Origin of the sequence: Streptomyces sp. NPDC008313 (genome assembly GCF_042956125.1) — a bacterium.
GTDB lineage: Bacteria > Actinomycetota > Actinomycetes > Streptomycetales > Streptomycetaceae > Streptomyces.
In genome coordinates, this window is record NZ_JBIBFR010000009.1 from 23,471 (window position 1) to 40,346 (window position 16,876).

Annotated in this window: 10 protein-coding genes; 7 read left to right on the plus strand and 3 right to left on the minus strand. The window is 67.8% G+C overall.

What is annotated here, in order from left to right; genetic code table 11:
• Positions 1-86 precede the first annotated feature (86 nt).
• Positions 87-1,118, plus strand: a complete 1,032-nt coding sequence (locus tag ACFY93_RS13780; protein ID WP_391357450.1) for an alanine racemase — start codon at positions 87-89, stop codon at positions 1,116-1,118.
• 107 nt (positions 1,119-1,225) lie between these two features.
• On the opposite strand, the gene ACFY93_RS13785 is transcribed toward ACFY93_RS13780, so the two are convergent.
• Together ACFY93_RS13785 and ACFY93_RS13790 are read right to left on the minus strand one after the other, a co-directional pair.
• On the minus strand, positions 1,226-2,731 hold the full coding sequence (locus ACFY93_RS13785) for a glycosyltransferase 87 family protein (RefSeq protein ID WP_391357452.1): 1,506 nt from the start codon (positions 2,729-2,731) through the stop codon (positions 1,226-1,228).
• Positions 2,732-2,848: 117 nt separating this feature from the next.
• Positions 2,849-5,527, minus strand: coding sequence for a transglycosylase domain-containing protein (locus ACFY93_RS13790; RefSeq protein ID WP_391357454.1), 2,679 nt, complete (start codon positions 5,525-5,527; stop codon positions 2,849-2,851).
• A 372-nt stretch (positions 5,528-5,899) separates the two neighbouring features.
• Here ACFY93_RS13790 and ACFY93_RS13795 point away from each other — a divergent pair, with 372 nt between their 5' ends.
• From ACFY93_RS13795 to ACFY93_RS13805, 3 genes are all read left to right on the plus strand, one after another.
• Positions 5,900-6,583 (plus strand): helix-turn-helix transcriptional regulator, encoded by a 684-nt coding sequence (locus ACFY93_RS13795; protein ID WP_391357456.1) that lies wholly within the window; start codon positions 5,900-5,902, stop codon positions 6,581-6,583.
• A gap of 44 nt (positions 6,584-6,627) precedes the next feature.
• Positions 6,628-7,710, plus strand: a complete 1,083-nt coding sequence (locus tag ACFY93_RS13800; protein WP_391357458.1) for an inositol-3-phosphate synthase — start codon at positions 6,628-6,630, stop codon at positions 7,708-7,710.
• 367 nt (positions 7,711-8,077) lie between these two features.
• On the plus strand, positions 8,078-8,542 hold the full coding sequence (locus ACFY93_RS13805) for a hypothetical protein (RefSeq protein ID WP_391357459.1): 465 nt from the start codon (positions 8,078-8,080) through the stop codon (positions 8,540-8,542).
• A gap of 109 nt (positions 8,543-8,651) precedes the next feature.
• Here the strand turns inward: ACFY93_RS13805 and ACFY93_RS13810 are convergent, their stop codons facing one another.
• Complete coding sequence (locus ACFY93_RS13810) at positions 8,652-10,118, minus strand: CCA tRNA nucleotidyltransferase (RefSeq protein WP_391357461.1); 1,467 nt, start codon at positions 10,116-10,118, stop codon at positions 8,652-8,654.
• 233 nt (positions 10,119-10,351) lie between these two features.
• Here ACFY93_RS13810 and ACFY93_RS13815 point away from each other — a divergent pair, with 233 nt between their 5' ends.
• The 3 genes from ACFY93_RS13815 to ACFY93_RS13825 all read left to right on the plus strand — a co-directional run bounded on the left by ACFY93_RS13815 (position 10,352) and on the right by ACFY93_RS13825 (position 16,860).
• Positions 10,352-12,727 (plus strand): DUF6049 family protein, encoded by a 2,376-nt coding sequence (locus ACFY93_RS13815; protein ID WP_391357462.1) that lies wholly within the window; start codon positions 10,352-10,354, stop codon positions 12,725-12,727.
• Positions 12,728-12,773: 46 nt separating this feature from the next.
• Entirely contained in the window at positions 12,774-15,026 is a 2,253-nt protein-coding gene (murJ, locus tag ACFY93_RS13820) for a murein biosynthesis integral membrane protein MurJ (protein WP_391357465.1), read from the plus strand.
• Positions 15,027-15,144: 118 nt separating this feature from the next.
• A complete protein-coding gene (locus ACFY93_RS13825) occupies positions 15,145-16,860 on the plus strand; it encodes a protein kinase family protein (RefSeq protein WP_391357467.1) in 1,716 nt (571 codons plus the stop codon).
• Positions 16,861-16,876 lie beyond the last annotated feature (16 nt).

The window sequence follows — 16,876 nt, forward strand, 5'->3', positions numbered from 1 at the left end:
ATCGGCCACCGGTTCGGCGGATCCGCCACAATGTCCGTGCATACATCTCATAAACGGCAGCCACGAGAAAGGTTCCGGGACCGGCCATGGCGCTCACGCTCTACGTCGACACCGCGCGCTGGCGGGCACACCACAAGCACGTGTCCGAGCAGTTCCCGGGGCTCGTCCCCGTCTGCAAGGGCAATGGCTACGGCTTCGGCCACGAGCGGCTCGCGGACGAGGCCACGCGCATGGGCTCGGACGTGCTCGCCGTCGGCACCACCTACGAAGCCGCCCGGATCAAGGACTGGTTCGGCGGCGATCTGCTGGTCCTGACGCCCTTCAGGAGGGGCGAGGAGCCCGTTCCCCTGCCCGACCGCGTCATCCGCTCCGTGTCGTCCGTGGACGGCGTCTACGGGCTCGTGGGCGCCCGAGTGGTCATCGAGGTCATGTCCTCGATGAAGCGCCACGGCGTGAGCGAGCAGGACCTCGCCCAGCTGCACGCCGCGATAGAGAACGTGCGGCTCGAGGGTTTCGCGATCCACCTGCCTCTGGACCGCACCGACGGCTCGGACGCCGTCGAGGAGGTCATCGGCTGGATGGACCGCCTGCGTGCCGCCCGCCTGCCCCTGCACACCATGTTCGTCAGCCATCTCAAGGCCGACGAACTCGCGCGGCTGCAGCAGCAGTTCCCGCAGACCCGCTTCCGTGCACGCATCGGGACGCGGCTGTGGCTCGGAGACCATGAGGCGACCGAGTACCGCGGGGCCGTCCTGGACGTCACCCGCGTCTCCAAGGGCGACCGCTTCGGCTACCGGCAGCAGAAGGCGGCCTCCGACGGCTATCTGGTCGTCGTGGCGGGCGGTACGTCGCACGGTGTGGGTCTGGAGGCTCCCAAGGCCCTGCACGGCGTCATGCCGCGGGCCAAGGGGGTGGCGCGTGCCGGCCTCGCCACCGTCAACCGGAACCTTTCCCCGTTCGTCTGGGCGGGCAAGCAGCGCTGGTTCGCGGAGCCGCCGCACATGCAGGTCTCGATCCTCTTCGTGCCCTCGGACGCGCCGGAACCGAAGGTCGGTGAGGAGCTGGTGGCCCATCTGCGGCACACCACCACGCAGTTCGACCGGATCGTCGAGCGCTGACCCGACCCGGGCCGAGAGTCGTCGTCGACTCCACTGCGGTCATACGAAAGGCCGTACACGGCTCCCCGTGTACGGCCTTTCGTATGACGGCCTTTCCGTCTGTTCGCTCAGGGCGAAATCTCCCCGGTATCCGCCCGGTGACCGCCCCACTCCACCTGCGGCCCGTCGAGGTGGGCCGCGTGCCGCGGCGGATGGGCCGCGGCTCCCAGCACGAAGACGTCCGCCGCGCCGTCGAGCACACCGCCCGAGGGATCGTCGTCGCCCGCCCGGCGCACGACGTCCCGTTCGGGCATGAAGATGTCACGCACGACCACGGCGCACAGGTACAGGGTCCCCAGAAGGTGTACCGCGATCGCCAGTTGGTAGCCCTCGGTCGGCAGCCCCTTGTGGGCGTCTCCGCTGGTCGTGTACGCGAGGTACATCCAGATGCCGAGGAAGTACGCGACCTCGCACGCCTGCCAGACCAGGAAGTCCCGCCAGCGTGGCCGGGCCAGAGCGGCGAGGGGAACCAGCCAGAGCACGTACTGGGGTGAGTAGACCTTGTTCGTGAGGATGAAGGCCGCGACGATCAGGAAGGCGAGCTGTGCGAAGCGCGGGCGTCGCGGAGCGGTGAGCGTGACCGCCGCCATCCCCAGACAGACGACCGCCATCATGATCAGCGCGTAGGTGTTCGCCGTGTCGGCGGTGATGGTGATCTTCGCCCACTGCGAGATGAACAGGAAGACGGAACCGAAGTCCACTCCGCGGTCGTGGCTGAAGCTGTAGAACTTCGCCCACCCTTCGGGTGCGAAATACATCACCGGGAGGTTCACGGCGAGCCAGGCCCCGACGGCACCGAGAAGCGCTGTCCCGAACTCCCGCCACTTGCCCGCCCGCCAGCACAGAACAAGGAGCGGCCCCATCAGCAGGAAGGGGTAGAACTTGGCCGCCGTGGCCAGTCCCAGCAGGACACCGAAGGCGAGGGAGCGGCCCCGGGACCACATGAGCATTGCGGCGGCCAGCAGAGCGACGGCGAGAAGATCCCAGTTGATGGTCGCCGTCAGCGCGAAGGCGGGCGCGAGAGCGACCAGGAGGCCGTCCCAGGGGCGCCGGCGATGGGTGCGCGTCGTACACACCGCGATGACGGCCGCGCAGATCATCAGCATCCCCGCGTTGACCATCCAGTAGAACTGCTCCTGGTCCTGGATGCTCCCGCTGCCCGGCGTGAGCCAGGAGGCGACCTCCATGAAGACGCCGGTCAGCACCGGGTACTCGAGGTACTCCATATCGCCGGGAAGCCGGTCGAAGTACGGCACGAGTCCGTCGGCGAAGCCCCGGCCCTGATAGAGGTGCGGAATGTCCGAGTAGCAGGCGTGCGTGTACTGGGAGCTCGCCCCGAAGAACCAGGCACCGTCGTAGCAGGGCAGTTTCTGCACCATGCCGAGGGCGAACATGCCGATGGCCACGAGCGCGATGACCCGTACAGGCGTCCACCAAGTGACACCGGGCAGGGCACGTCGTCCGAGAGGGCCGCCGATCAGCTCACTGGCAGCCGCGGCGACCTCGTCCTCCTTGGTGGGCCGCACCTGCTCCGGCTCGTGGACGCTCTTCCGCGTCATCTCTGCACTGGGCATGCCGCACATCCTGCCGTACCCGCCTTGGAATACGCCGAGGGCCGCCGCACCTGGTCGGTACAGCGGCCCTGTTTCACGTGAAACTGTGTGTTTCACGTGAAACACACACGGTGACTTCTAGCCGTTCGGCCCTCCGAAAATGCCTCCGTTGCCATTGCCTCTGGTGTTCCCGTTGCCGGTCGAGTCCGTCGGACTGGGGCTGATTCCCCCGCCGGTACTCCCGGTGTCCGTGCCACCCGTACCCGTGCCGCCGTTGTTCGAGCAGTTCCAGTCGAAGCGGCCACACGTGTCGCTCGGGGTCGGCGTGGGAGACGGTGCGGACTCCGTCGGGGTCGCACTCGGCGTGGGACTCTCCTCGACACTCTTGGTGGGTGAGGGAGTCACGCTCGGGCTCGGATTGTCGTTGATGATCGTCCCGATCGGGTCGGGCGTCGGGAACTTCTCCGGGTGCGTGTGCTTGAGGGCCTGCTCCATGTAGTCGTGCCAGATCTCGGCAGGGAACGAGGCACCGTGGATCTTCTCCTGGCCACCCGTGCCGTACATCTCGAGGAACTTGCGCTTCTTGCCGGACGCCTTGTCGTCCATCCGGTACATCGTGATCGCCGTCGAGAGCTGCGGGGTGTACCCGACGAACCAGGCGGACTTGTTGCCGTCGGTCGTACCGGTCTTGCCGGCCACGTCACGGCCGCTCAGCCGCGCGGCGGTACCCGTTCCCTTGTCGACCACGGTCTTCAGCACATCGGTGACGTTGTCGGCGACCTGAGAGGTGAAGGCCCTCTTGCTCTTGGCGGCGTCCTCGTCGTGCTGGAAGACGGTGCCCTCCTTGCTGGTGACCTTCTCGACGGAGTACGGGTCGCTCTGCTTGCCGCTCGCCGCGAAGGTGCCGTACGCACCGGCCATGCGGATCGCACTCGGAGATGACGTACCGAGCGAGAAGGACGGGAAGTGGGAACTGGCGAGGCTCGACTCGAGAATGCCCGCGTCGAGAGCCGCTTCCTTGACCTTGTCCAGGCCGACGTCCATGCCGAGCTGTACGTACGCGGAGTTCACGGACTCACGCATCGCCTCGCGGAGGTCGATCTGGTACGTGGGCGGGTTGTACGACTCATTGCCGTCGTTCTTCTGGAGCCACTCGTTGCCGTCCTCGTCCATCCAGACGTCGTGGTTGTACTCCTTGATCTTCAGCTTGTTCTGGCCGCTGTAGAGGCTCTTCGGCGAGACGATCGTCCGCTCGTCCTGGGCCTGCTCCTCGTCACCGTCGGGGTCCCGCACCCCCCATGACATCGCGGCCGCGAGTACGAACGGCTTGAAGGTCGAACCCACCTGGGCGCCCGTCGCATCGGCGTTGTTGGTGAAGTGCTTGGTCGCGTCCACACCGCCGTAGATGGCCTCGATCGCCCCGTTGTCCGGGTTCACGGAGGCACCGCCGAACTGGACGTACTTGTCCTTCTTCGGCCGCGCACCGGGCTTGATGTTCTCCTTGCGGACCTTCTTCACCGCTTCTTCGAGCGCTTTGACCTTCCTCTTGTCGAAGGTCGTGTAGATCGAGTAGCCGCCCTGCTGGAGCTTGTTCGCGGTGATCCCGGTCTTGTCGCTGTTGTTGATGACGTACGCCTTGGCGAGATCGACGAGGTAGCCGATCTGGCCGCTCAGAGCGACGTTCGACCGCGGGCTCTTGATCTCGGGGAACTCCGTGTACTTGTTCCGTACCTCGGCGGTCAGGCGCTTGTCCTTGACCTCCTCGTCGAGGATCCACTTCCACCGGGCCTTCGCCCGAGCGGTGTTCGCCTCGGCCGTGGCCGCGGGGTCGATCGAGACCGAGCCGGCGGGGTCGTAGTACGTGGCGCCCTTGAGCACGGCTGCCAGGAAGGCACACTCGCTCGGGTTCAGATCGGCGGCGTCCTCGTCGAAGTACGCGCGCGCGGCTGCCTGGATGCCGTAGGCGTTGCGGCCGTAGTACGCGGAGTTCAGGTAGCCGGCCATGATGTCTTCCTTCTTGACCTCGGCGCCGACCTTTATGGAGACGAACAGCTCCTTGAACTTCCGCGAGATGGTCTGCGACTGGTCGTCCAGCATCGCGTTCTTCACGTACTGCTGGGTGATGGTGGAGCCACCCTGTGTCTGACCACCCTTGGCCATGTTCACGAAGGCGCGCGCGATACCCATGGGGTCGATACCGCTGTCGGTCTCGAACGTCTTGTTCTCCGCCGACATCACGGCGAAGCGCATTTCCTTGGGGATCTCGTCGTAGCTGATGATCTGGCGGTTCGTCTCACCGCCGGTGGCGACCATCTGGCTGCCGTCAGCCCAGTAGTACACGTTGTTCTGCGCTTTGGCGGTCTTGGCCACGTCCGGGACACCCACCAGGGCGTAGGCCACACCGGCGATGGCCACCAGGCTTCCGAAGAAACCGATGAACAGTCCCGTCACGAGCCGCCAGGAGGGGACCCAGCGCGCGGCGCCGGACCTGCCCGCACGCGGGTAGTCGATGAAGCGTTTCTTGGGAGGTACGGACCGGCCCCGGCCGCGACCGGGTCCCCCGGGACCTCCGCGCCCCGGTCCGTCGGCCGCTCTGCGGCGACTGCCCCCGCCGCTGCCTCTCTGCGCGGCCCGGCGGGCCTCGGCACGGCTGGCGAACGGGCGCTCCTCACCTTCCGGCTCGTAGGAGCCGGAGGAAGACCCGGTGGCGCCTCGCGGTGCGGCACGACGGGCCGACGACGGGCCGGACTGGCCGCGTCGGGCCGCGGCACGTCCGCCGCCCTGCGGCTGCGGCGGTTTGCGACGGTGCTCGCTCATCGAACGATTACTCCTCGGGCAGGCGCACCCTTGCGCGCCTGGAAACGGCGGCTGGTTTCCGGTCCCCCCGAAGTACGGATGCGGTCGTTTCCTCATTCACCCGTACCGCACCGAGGACAAGGACGTCCTCAGGCGTCACTCGGTTCCCGGTGGCATGCATGGCGCACAGACTACGCACCGCCAAAACCCGCCTAGACCGAAGTTCGGTCCAAATCAGGCAACTTGCTTCCCACGAATCAGTGATGTGACGCCGTTCACTCCGCCCGCTCTTGTCGCATGCGCATGACCGTTCTATCGTGCTGATGTATCGAGTCGATACATCAGCTCGGCATAACGTCCGTGCCGAACGGCCGCGACAGAGGGGAGGCGACGATGAGCCGGCGTTCCGGGATCCTCGAGTTCGCCGTCCTCGGCCTGCTCCGCGAGTCCCCGATGCACGGTTACGAGCTGCGCAAACGACTCAATACGTCACTGGGTGTGTTCCGTGCGTTCAGCTACGGGACGCTGTACCCCTGCCTCAAGACGCTGGTCGCCAACGGCTGGTTGATCGAGGAATCGGGTTTCACGCCGCAGGACGCCCTCGCCACGTCGCTCTCGGGACGTCGCGCCAAGATCGTCTACAGGCTGACGGCGGACGGCAAGGAGCACTTCGAGGAGCTGCTCTCGCAGACGGGCCCCGACGCCTACGAGGACGAACACTTCGCCGCGCGTTTCGCCTTCTTCGGACAGACGTCCCGTGATGTGCGCATGCGCGTACTGGAGGGGCGCCGCAGCCGGCTGGAAGAGCGTCTGGAGAAGATGCGCGCCTCCCTGGCCCGTACCCGGGAGCGCCTCGACGACTACACCCTTGAGCTCCAGCGCCACGGTATGGAGTCCGTGGAGCGCGAAGTGCGCTGGCTGAACGAGCTCATCGAGAGCGAGCGGGCGGGACGGGACCAGAAGCGTTCCGCTCCCGAAGGCTCCGCTCAGCAGGACAACACATCTGGAGAGACGGGCGGCCTGCCCCGGCACCGGGACAGCACCCGGCCGGATCCGTCCGACGACACCGCCACGTGAGGCCCGTTCGGGGCTTCACCGAGTACACACAGGGAGCAACCGGAATGGGTTCGGTTCGCGTAGCCATCGTCGGCGTGGGCAACTGCGCCGCCTCGCTGGTGCAGGGCGTCGAGTACTACAAGGACGCCGACCCGGCGGCCAAGGTGCCCGGCCTGATGCACGTGCAGTTCGGCGACTACCACGTCGGTGACGTCGAGTTCGTCGCCGCCTTCGACGTCGACGCGAAGAAGGTCGGCCTCGACCTCTCGGACGCCATCGGTGCCAGCGAGAACAACACCATCAAGATCTGCGATGTCCCCAACAAGGGCATCACGGTCCAGCGCGGTCACACCCTCGACGGTCTCGGTAAGTACTACCGCCAGACCATCGAGGAGTCCGCCGAGGCCCCGGTCGACGTCGTCCAGATCCTCAAGGACAAGCAGGTCGACGTCCTGATCTGCTACCTGCCGGTCGGTTCCGAGGACGCTGCGAAGTTCTACGCCCAGTGCGCCATCGACGCCAAGGTCGCCTTCGTCAACGCCCTTCCGGTCTTCATCGCCGGCACCAAGGAGTGGGCCGACAAGTTCACCGAGGCGGGCGTCCCGATCGTCGGCGACGACATCAAGTCGCAGGTCGGCGCCACCATCACGCACCGTGTGATGGCCAAGCTGTTCGAGGACCGCGGTGTCCGTCTTGAGCGCACCATGCAGCTCAACGTCGGCGGCAACATGGACTTCAAGAACATGCTGGAGCGCGACCGGCTCGAGTCGAAGAAGATCTCGAAGACGCAGGCCGTCACCTCGCAGATCCCCGACCGGGAGCTGGGCGAGAAGAACGTACACATCGGCCCGTCGGACTACGTGCAGTGGCTCGACGACCGCAAGTGGGCGTACGTCCGCCTCGAGGGCCGTGCCTTCGGTGACGTCCCGCTGAATCTGGAGTACAAGCTCGAGGTCTGGGACTCCCCGAACTCCGCCGGTGTCATCATCGACGCCCTGCGCGCCGCGAAGATCGCCAAGGACCGGGGCATCGGTGGCCCGATCCTCTCCGCGTCGAGCTACTTCATGAAGTCCCCGCCGGTCCAGTACTTCGACGACGAGGCCTACGCCAACGTCGAGAAGTTCATCAAGGGCGAGGTCGAGCGCTAAGCGCTCAGCCTTTCCGGCCAGTGAAGGTCCCCGGGTGACTCACCCGGGGACCTTTCCGCTGTCGTTCGCCGGTGCTTTCGTGGCCGGATCTTCTCCGTTTACGACGCGCTGTCCGACGTCACTCACGTCCGTGCGGCCGCGACCACCGCTCTGCTCCAGCCGCCTGACGGCCGCTCGGCTCTCCTCACCGTCACGATGACTCTCATCTGCACGGTGATTACTGGTGCTGTGACCCACTTTGACCCTCGATGAGTGTCACATCAGTGCTACGGAGGCCATCCGGGCTACAGAGTTGTCCGTGGGGACCGGTAGCTTACGTGCGTCTTATATCGCGCCACGGCGCTCCTACGTTCGAGGGGGACCCCCAGTGACCACGCCGCCCCAGGGCCAGAATCCATACGCATCCCAGCCGGGCACGCCCGCGGGGCAGCAGCCCGGCCAGCCCGGGTCTCCCACACAGCCGTACCCGCCGTTCCAGCAGGGCGCGCCGGTCCCGCCGCCCGCTCCGGCCGGGCGGGGTGGCAAGAAGGCGCTGCGCATCGTCGCGCTGATCGTCGTCGCGATAGTCGTGATCGCGGGCAAGTGGTACCTCGGCCGGAGCGACGCCGAGACCGTGTCCGTGGGTAACTGCATGCACAACGACGGCACGACGATCAAGCCCGACCTGAACACGGTCGACTGCTCCTCGGGCGACGCGCAGTACAAGGTCGTCGAGAAGTTCGACGACAGCACCGACGACAGCAAGTGCAAGAACGTCGCCGACGCGACGATCTCGTACATCCAGTCGGGCAGCGGCCACGACGTGGTGCTCTGCCTCAAGGAAACCAAGTAGCAGGTTGTCGGGTCCACACCTTTGGGCGGTGTTTCACGTGAAACACCGCCCAAAGTGCTGTCCAGGCCGGTTCCGGCGCCACGTTTCACGTGAACATGGCGCCATCGCGTCAGCCCTGTCCGGCCCACCACTCCTTGAGCGCTGAAACCGCCGCGTCGTGCTCCATGGGCCCTTCCTCCAGCCGTAGCTCCAGAAGGAACTTGTAGGCCTGCCCGATCACCGGTCCCGGGCCGACACCCAGAACCTTCATGATCTCGTTGCCGTCGAGGTCCGGGCGAATGGAGTCCAGCTCCTCCTGCTGCTGAAGCTGCGCGATGCGCGCCTCCAGGCCGTCGTACGCCCTGGAGAGGGTCGCAGCCTTGCGCTTGTTCCGCGTCGTGCAGTCGGAGCGCGTCAGCTTGTGGAGGCGGTCGAGGAGAGGACCGGCGTCGCGTACGTAACGACGGACGGCCGAGTCCGTCCACTCGCCGGTGCCGTACCCGTGGAAGCGCAGGTGCAGCTCGACCAGGCGAGAGACGTCCCTCACCAGTTCGTTGGAGTACTTCAGCGCCGTCATCCGCTTCTTGGTCATCTTGGCGCCCACCACTTCGTGGTGGTGGAAGGAGACCCGGCCGTCCCCCTCGAAGCGGCGTGTCCTCGGCTTGCCGATGTCATGGAGGAGTGCGGCGATCCGGAGAGTCAGGTCGGGCCCTTCCTCCTCCAGCGCCATGGCCTGCTCCAGCACGATGAGGGTGTGCTCGTAGACGTCCTTGTGCCGGTGGTGCTCATCACGCTCGAGACGCAGGGCCGGGAGTTCCGGCAGCACCCGCCCGGCCAGGCCGGTGTCGACCAGAAGCGTCAGGCCTTGACGCGGGTGGGCGGAGAGGATCAGCTTGTTCAGCTCGTCCCGCACGCGCTCCGCCGAGACGATCTCGATGCGCTCGGCCATGTCCGTCATCGCGGTGACGACGTCCGGGGCCACCTGGAAGTCGAGCTGCGCGGCAAAGCGTGCGGCTCGCATCATCCGGAGGGGATCGTCGGAAAATGACTCCTCGGGGGTGCCGGGGGTGCGCAGGACCTGAGCGGCGAGGTCGTCGAGTCCGCCGTGCGGGTCGATGAACTCCTTCTCGGGCAGTGCGACAGCCATCGCGTTCACGGTGAAGTCGCGCCGGACGAGGTCTTCCTCGATCGAATCCCCATAGGCCACCTCCGGCTTGCGCGAAGTCCGGTCGTACGCCTCCGAGCGGTACGTGGTGATCTCGATCTGGAAGGACTGCCGCCCGTCCCCGACGCGGGCGTCCTTCTGCACTCCGACGGTGCCGAAGGCGATCCCGACCTCCCATACGGCGTCAGCCCAGGGCCGCACGATCTTCAGTACGTCCTCAGGACGGGCGTCGGTCGTGAAATCCAGGTCATTGCCGAGCCGGCCGAGGAGCGCGTCCCGGACCGAGCCACCGACCAGGGCGAGGGAGAATCCCGCCTCCTGGAAACGGCGGGCGAGGTCGTCGGCGACAGGGGACACCCGCAGCAGCTCACTCACCGCGCGGCGCTGCACCTGACTCAGGGCACTGGAATTGTCTTCGTTGGCGTTCGGCACAACAGAAAAGGGTACGTGGCCCGGCCGTCCGCGGGTGCCTCCGTCGAACGTGCGCAGGTGTCCTGATTCACAGGAGCGGGCGCACCTCCCGCAATACAGGTACATAGAGGACGGCCTCCCCGTTTCCCCGATCTTGCCGAGTGGTCCGCGGCACTTCCCCTCAGCGCGCATCGTTACCATGCGTGGACGCACATTCCAACGACCACTGACGACGACGAGGGACGGGCGAGCGCGTGGCCGAGGCGGCAGACTTCCAGGGGATGAGTCCCTCACCTGCCCGCCGGTGGCTCAGGCGCGCCGGAGCACTGCTCGCCGGGGCGCCTCTGCTGGCCGGCGTGATCCAGCTGTCCTCCGGCCCGGTCGCGCACGCGGCCGCCCCCGGCTCCCTCACCGACGCCACGGGGTCAGGGACGGTCGCCGTCGCCGTCGACGCGCTCACCCCGAGCGTTCCCACGGAGGGTGACACTCTCACCGTCTCCGGGACGGTCACCAACAAGGGCAAGCAGGCCGTCACCGACGCCCACGTGGGGCTCCGTGTCGGGTCGAGCCTGAGCGGGCGGTCGGCCATCGACAGCGCCGCGAAGCGCGGCGCGTTCCAGCCGGGCCTGGACGGGACCGAGGTGGGCGGCAAGTACGTCGAGAAGTTCTCGAAGCTCACCGCGGGCGTCTCCCGTCCCTTCAGCATCGAGGTGCCGGTGAAGGAGCTGGACCTCGGCGCCGACGGCGTCTATCAGCTCGGTGTCTCCCTCTCGGGCCGTACCGCGTCCCAGCAGTGGGAGCAGGTGCTCGGCATCCAGCGGACGCTGCTGCCCTGGCAGCCCGATCCGGCGGACACGAAGAACCGCACGACCTACCTCTGGCCGCTGATCTCCACCGTCCACCTCACGGCCGAGACCGGCTCGGACGAGCAGCAGACGCCCGTCTTCCAGAACGACGACCTGGCCAAGGAGCTGTCACCGGGCGGGCGCCTGGACCAGCTCCTCTCGCTGGGCAGCGAACTGGACGTCACCTGGGTGGTCGACCCGGACCTGCTGGCATCCGTCGACGCCATGACCCACACCTACCGGATCCGCGGCGCCGGCGGCACGGTGGCGGGAAAGAGCCAGGCGGTCGCCAAACAGTGGCTCGCCAAGCTCGAGAAGACGGTCGCCGACAAGGAGATCGTCGCTCTGCCCTTCGCCGATCCTGATCTGGCCTCGCTCGCCCACAACGGCAGGAAGGTCACCGGCTCCCTGAGTCACCTCAAGGGCGCCACGGACGCGGCATCCATCACGGTGAAGACGATCCTGCACGTCACGCCGAGCACCGACTTCGCCTGGCCCGCCGAAGGTGCCGTCGACCCGTCGATCGTCAAGGTCGCCACCTCCGCCGGCTCCGACAAGGTGATCGCCCGCAGCGACAGCCTGCGCGAGACCGGCGGCCTGGCCTACACCCCCAGCGCCGCCCGCCCCGTCGGAGGGGGGACGACGGCGGTGGTGGCGGACGCCCAGCTGTCCAAGGCGTTCCAGGGCGACATGACGAAGGCCAGTACGTCCACACTCGCCGTGCAGAGGTTCCTCGCACAGAGCCTGATGATCAACCTCCAGGACCCCGGCAAGCAGCGGAACATCGTCGTCGCTCCGCAGCGCATGCCCTCGGCCGGCCAGGCACAGACCATGGCGCAGGCGGTCACGGCACTGCAGGACGGCCATTGGTCGGAGTCGCAGAAGCTGTCCGCCGCGGCCAAGGCGAAGCCGGACGCGGGCGCCACCACGAGGGTGCCCTCCGGCTCCTCGTATCCGTCCTCCCTGCGCAAGCAGGAGCTGCCGCTGTCCGCCTTCGAGGAGATCCAGGAAACACAGGAAAAGCTCGACAAGTTCACGGTGGTCCTCAGCAACGCGTCCCGCGTGGTCACCCCCTTCGGCCGCGCCATGGACCGGGGGATGTCCACCTCGTGGCGAGGCCGTGCCACCGAGGCGAAGATGTTCCGTGAGGGCGTGCGGTCCTACCTCGACGAGCTCACCGGACTGGTGAGACTGATCGAGAAGTCGGACGCCAAGCTGTCGGGCCGCAGCGCCACGATCCCCGTGACCGTGCAGAACAACCTCGTGCAGGGCGTCGATCATCTGAAGCTGCGCCTCACGTCGAAGCAGCCCACCCGCCTCAAGATCGGCGACGGCCCCTACGCCGAGGAGCAGATCAAGGTCGCGGGCGAGCACAGCCAGTCGGTGAAGTTCACCACCTCCGCCAACGCCAACGGTCCGGTCACGGTGGTCGCGCAGCTGTACACGGAGGACGGCCAGGCGTACGGTCCCGCCGTCACCTTCGAAGTGAAGGTCACCGAGATCACCCCCACGGTGATGCTGGTCATCGGCGGCGGTGTACTGCTGCTCGTGCTCGCCGGATTCCGTATGTACACGCAGCGCAAGCGTGCGGCGGCCCGGCAGGCGGCGGACCAGCAGGACGGCCCGGGTGAGGAGGACGATGCCGACGGCGGGGACGGTACGACGGCGTCCTCCGACGGGGATCCGGTACGGGAGGACGCCCCGGACCAGCGGAGTGACCCGGCACCGGACACCGCACCGGAAAACGCCGACCCGTCCGGCACGGGTGAGAGAGTGGACCGTTGAGCGATGTCGTGGCCCCCGGGCCCGGGGACGATGAGGTGGGGTAACCATGAACGCGCCGTACGACGGTGACCGCGGTCAGGCCGCGGGCAGCTCGGGGTACCCCGAGGGCCCACCGCCCGAGCCCGGTCACCTGCCGCCGGGGCCCCCCGCGGACGCCTACCTTCAGGACGCCTACGCCCAGGATCCGTACCAGGCGCAGGACCTCTCCGCCCAGGACCCGGTCTCCGAGGCGCTCTACGACCGCGCCGCGCATCCCCCGCCGCCCCCGGGCACCTACCAGCCGCAGCCCCCGCTCTACGGCCGGCCGCCGACGTCGCAGTACGCCCCCGATCCACGTGTCTGGGCCCAGACGCCGGCCCCCGAGCCGGAGGGCCCCACGCGGCACCTGCCGTACGGTGACGACGCCCGTACGACGCAGTTCGTCGGCGTCGACGATCTGGTCACCCAGGCCGGCGAGGGGCGCCACGAGACCGACGCCTTCGCTCATCTCTTCCGTGACCAGGAGCAGGTTGGCAGCCCGGCCACGGGGCCGTCCATGGTCCCCGGTCCCGCCCATCCGCCGGCCGCCGGTCAGGGGCCGGTCGCACCGGCGTCGGTACCGATGTCCGACGAGACCATGCAGCTCACCCCCACCGCGGCACCCGCTCCCGCTCCCGCGCCGAAGGCGGGCGGGCGGGCCTCCGGCCTGCTGAAGTCCAGTGCCGTGATGGCGGCGGGCACGCTGGTCTCCCGGCTCACCGGTTTCGTCCGCACCATGATCATCACTGCGGCTCTCGGTGCCGCGACCCTGGGCGACGCGTGGACCGTCGCCTACACCCTGCCGACGATGATCTACATCCTCACCGTCGGCGGAGGCCTCAACTCGGTCTTCGTACCGCAGCTGGTGCGCTCGATGAAGGAGGACGAGGACGGTGGCGAGGCCTACGCCAACCGTCTGCTGACCCTCGTGATGGTCGCCCTCGGCGTGATCGTCACGGCGGCCGTCTTCGCGGCGCCGCTGCTGATCCAGCTGATGTCGGACGCCGTCGCGAGCAATCCGGCGTCGAACAACGTCGCCGTCTCGTTCGCCCGGTACTGCCTGCCCACGATCTTCTTCATGGGCGTCCACGTCGTCATGGGACAGATCCTCAATGCCCGCGGGAAGTTCGGCGCGATGATGTGGACTCCGGTCCTCAACAACATCGTCATGATCTTCACCTTCGGGATGTTCCTCTGGGTGTACGGGACGGCGTCCAGTTCCGGTATGAAGGTGACCAACATCCCGCCGGACGGCATCCGTCTGCTGGGCGTCGGCACCCTCCTCGGCCTGGTCGTACAGGCGCTGGCGATGATCCCTTACCTGCGCGAGACCGGCTTCCGGTTCCGCCCGCGCTTCGACTGGAAGGGCCACGGTCTCGGCAAGGCCGTCAAGCTCGCCAAGTGGACCGTGCTCTTCGTCCTCGCCAACCAGGCAGGCGTCCTGGTCGTCACCCAGCTGGCCACCGCGGCGGGCAAGGCGTCCGGCAAGGGCGGCGCGGGCATCATGGCCTACTCGAACGCCCAGCTGATCTGGGGAATGCCGCAGGCGATCATCACGGTCTCCGTCATGGCCGCGATGCTGCCGCGGATCTCGCGAGCCGCCCATGACGGCGACCCGGGCGCGGTCCGCGACGACATCTCCCAGGGACTGCGGACCTCGGCCGTGGCCATCGTCCCCGTCTCCTTCATGTTCGTCGCCCTCGGCATTCCCATGTGCACGCTGCTCTTCGGCCCCAGCGGCATTTCGGTCGCCCGGTCCATGGGGTACGTCCTGATGGCCTTCGGCCTCGGACTGATCCCGTTCTCGGTCCAGTACGTGGTGCTGCGCGGCTTCTACGCCTACGAGGACACCCGGACCCCCTTCTACAACACGGTCGTCGTCGCCGCCGTCAACGCCGCCGCGTCCGCCGTGTGTTACGTCGTCCTGCCCGCCCAGTGGGCCGTGGTCGGCATGGCCGGCTCGTACGGTCTCGCCTACGCCGTCGGCGTCGGAGTGGCATGGCAGCGGCTGCGCAGAAGGCTGGGCGGCGACCTGGACGGTGCCCGGGTGCTGCGCACGTACGCGAGGCTCTGTCTGGCCGCCGTCCCCGGAGCGGTGGCGGGTGGCGCGGCCGGTTTCGCCGTCACCGATGCCCTCGGGCATGGCACGCTCGGGTCCATCGCGGCTCTGGTCGCCGGCTCGATCGTGCTTCTCGGCGTCTTCTACGTCGCTGCGCGGAAGATGCGCATCGACGAACTCAACTCAATGGTCGGTATGGTCCGCGGGCGCCTGGGGCGTTGAGTCCCGGGTACGCGCACAACCATCGTCCGCCGCCGTGTGTCGTGCTTAGCGGCGGACTGTGGGCACAATTGGTCTCGGCGTCGAACAGGGTGCAACGGATGGGGAGGCAGGAGCGACGGTGGCGGAACGGAGCACGGCTGCCGTCGACGTGGCAGACAACAGCGGCGACAAGCCGCTGACCGCGAAGGCGGACCAGTCCACGGCCGACGGGGTGGCCCAGAACCGGGAGCGGGACACGAAGAGCGAAGAGGCACAGGGGAGCGGCGGGGCCGAGAACCCCGAGAAGGCCTCACCTCCCGAACTGCACAGTGGCCACAAGCTCGCCAGGCGCTATCGTCTCGAGGAGTGCGTCACTCGTCTGGACGGTTTCAGCAGCTGGCGAGCGGTGGACGAGAAGCTTCGCCGCGCTGTCGGCGTGCACCTGCTGCCCGCCGACCATGCACGGGCCCGTTCCGTACTCGCCGCCGCCCGCTCCTCGGCCCTGCTGGGCGATCCCCGCTTCGTCCAGGTCCTGGACGCCGTCGAGGAGAACGACCTCGTCTACGTGGTCCACGAGTGGCTCCCCGACGCCACGGAACTGACCGCCCTCCTGGCCTCCGGCCCCCTGGAGGTCCACGACGCCTACCAGATGGTGACCCAGGTCTCCCAGGCGATGGCCGCCGCCCATCGTGAGGGACTTTCCCACCTCCGGCTCACCCCGGGTGCCGTGTTGCGTACCTCGTCCGGCCAGTGGCGCATCCGCGGCCTCGCCGTGAACGCCGCGCTGCGCGGCATCGAGTCGGACGCCCCGCAGCGCACCGACACGGAGGCGATCGGCGCTCTGCTGTACGCCGCGCTCACCCAGCGCTGGCCGTACGAGGAGGACGCGTACGGCCTGTCCGGGCTTCCCAAGGACGTCGGCCTCATCGCTCCCGACCAAGTACGGGCCGGCGTGCACCGAGGCCTGTCGGAGCTCGCGATGCGCGCGCTCGCCAATGACGGCGCGACCGCCTCCCGTCAGGAACCCCCGTGCACGACGCCGGAGGAGCTGGTCAAGGCGATCAGCGAGATGCCGCGCATCCGCCCGCCGGAGCCCGCGTTCACGGCGCCCCCGGAGTATCAGCGCACCTCGTACCAGCAGGGCGCCTACGCCCGTCAGACGCCGCATCCCGGGGTCACCCAGCCGGTTCCCACGCCTCCGCCCCCGCTGCAGAGCCGGACCGGAAAGGCCCTCAAGTGGGCTGTATCCGCTCTGCTCATCGCCGCTCTGGGACTCGGCAGCTGGCAGCTCGCGGACGCGCTGATGGACCGCAGCAAGTCGTCCGGGGACACCAACCAGACGCACACGACGGACGGCAACGACAAGGGCACCGACAAGACCAAGCCGACGAAGCCGCTCGCAGTCCAGGGCGCCAAGGAGTACGTCGCCAAGGGCAACGCCCAGCACCCGGGCGATGTCGGCAAGACGTACGACGGCGACTCCTCGACGTACTGGCGGACCGCCAGCTTCCTGGACGGTCCGGAACTCGCGCCGTACAAGCCGGGTGTCGGCATCGTCTACGACCTCGGATCGGCCAAGCAGGTCTCCGCGGCGGCCATAGGGCTTCACTATGTGGGCGACCACACGACCGTCGAGCTCTACGCGACGGACTCGCTCACGCCCTCCTCGCTCGGCTCGATGAAGAAGATCGGCACCACCACCACGACGGGTACCAACGCCTCGGTGAAGGTCACCAAGCCCGTGAAGAGCCGGTACGTGCTCGTATGGCTGACAGCTCTGCCCCGCGCGGCCGGTGACCAGTACAGCGACGCCGGCTTCAAGCAGGCCATCACCGATGTGAAGTTCACGGGCTGAGAACCCGCGCAGGGAG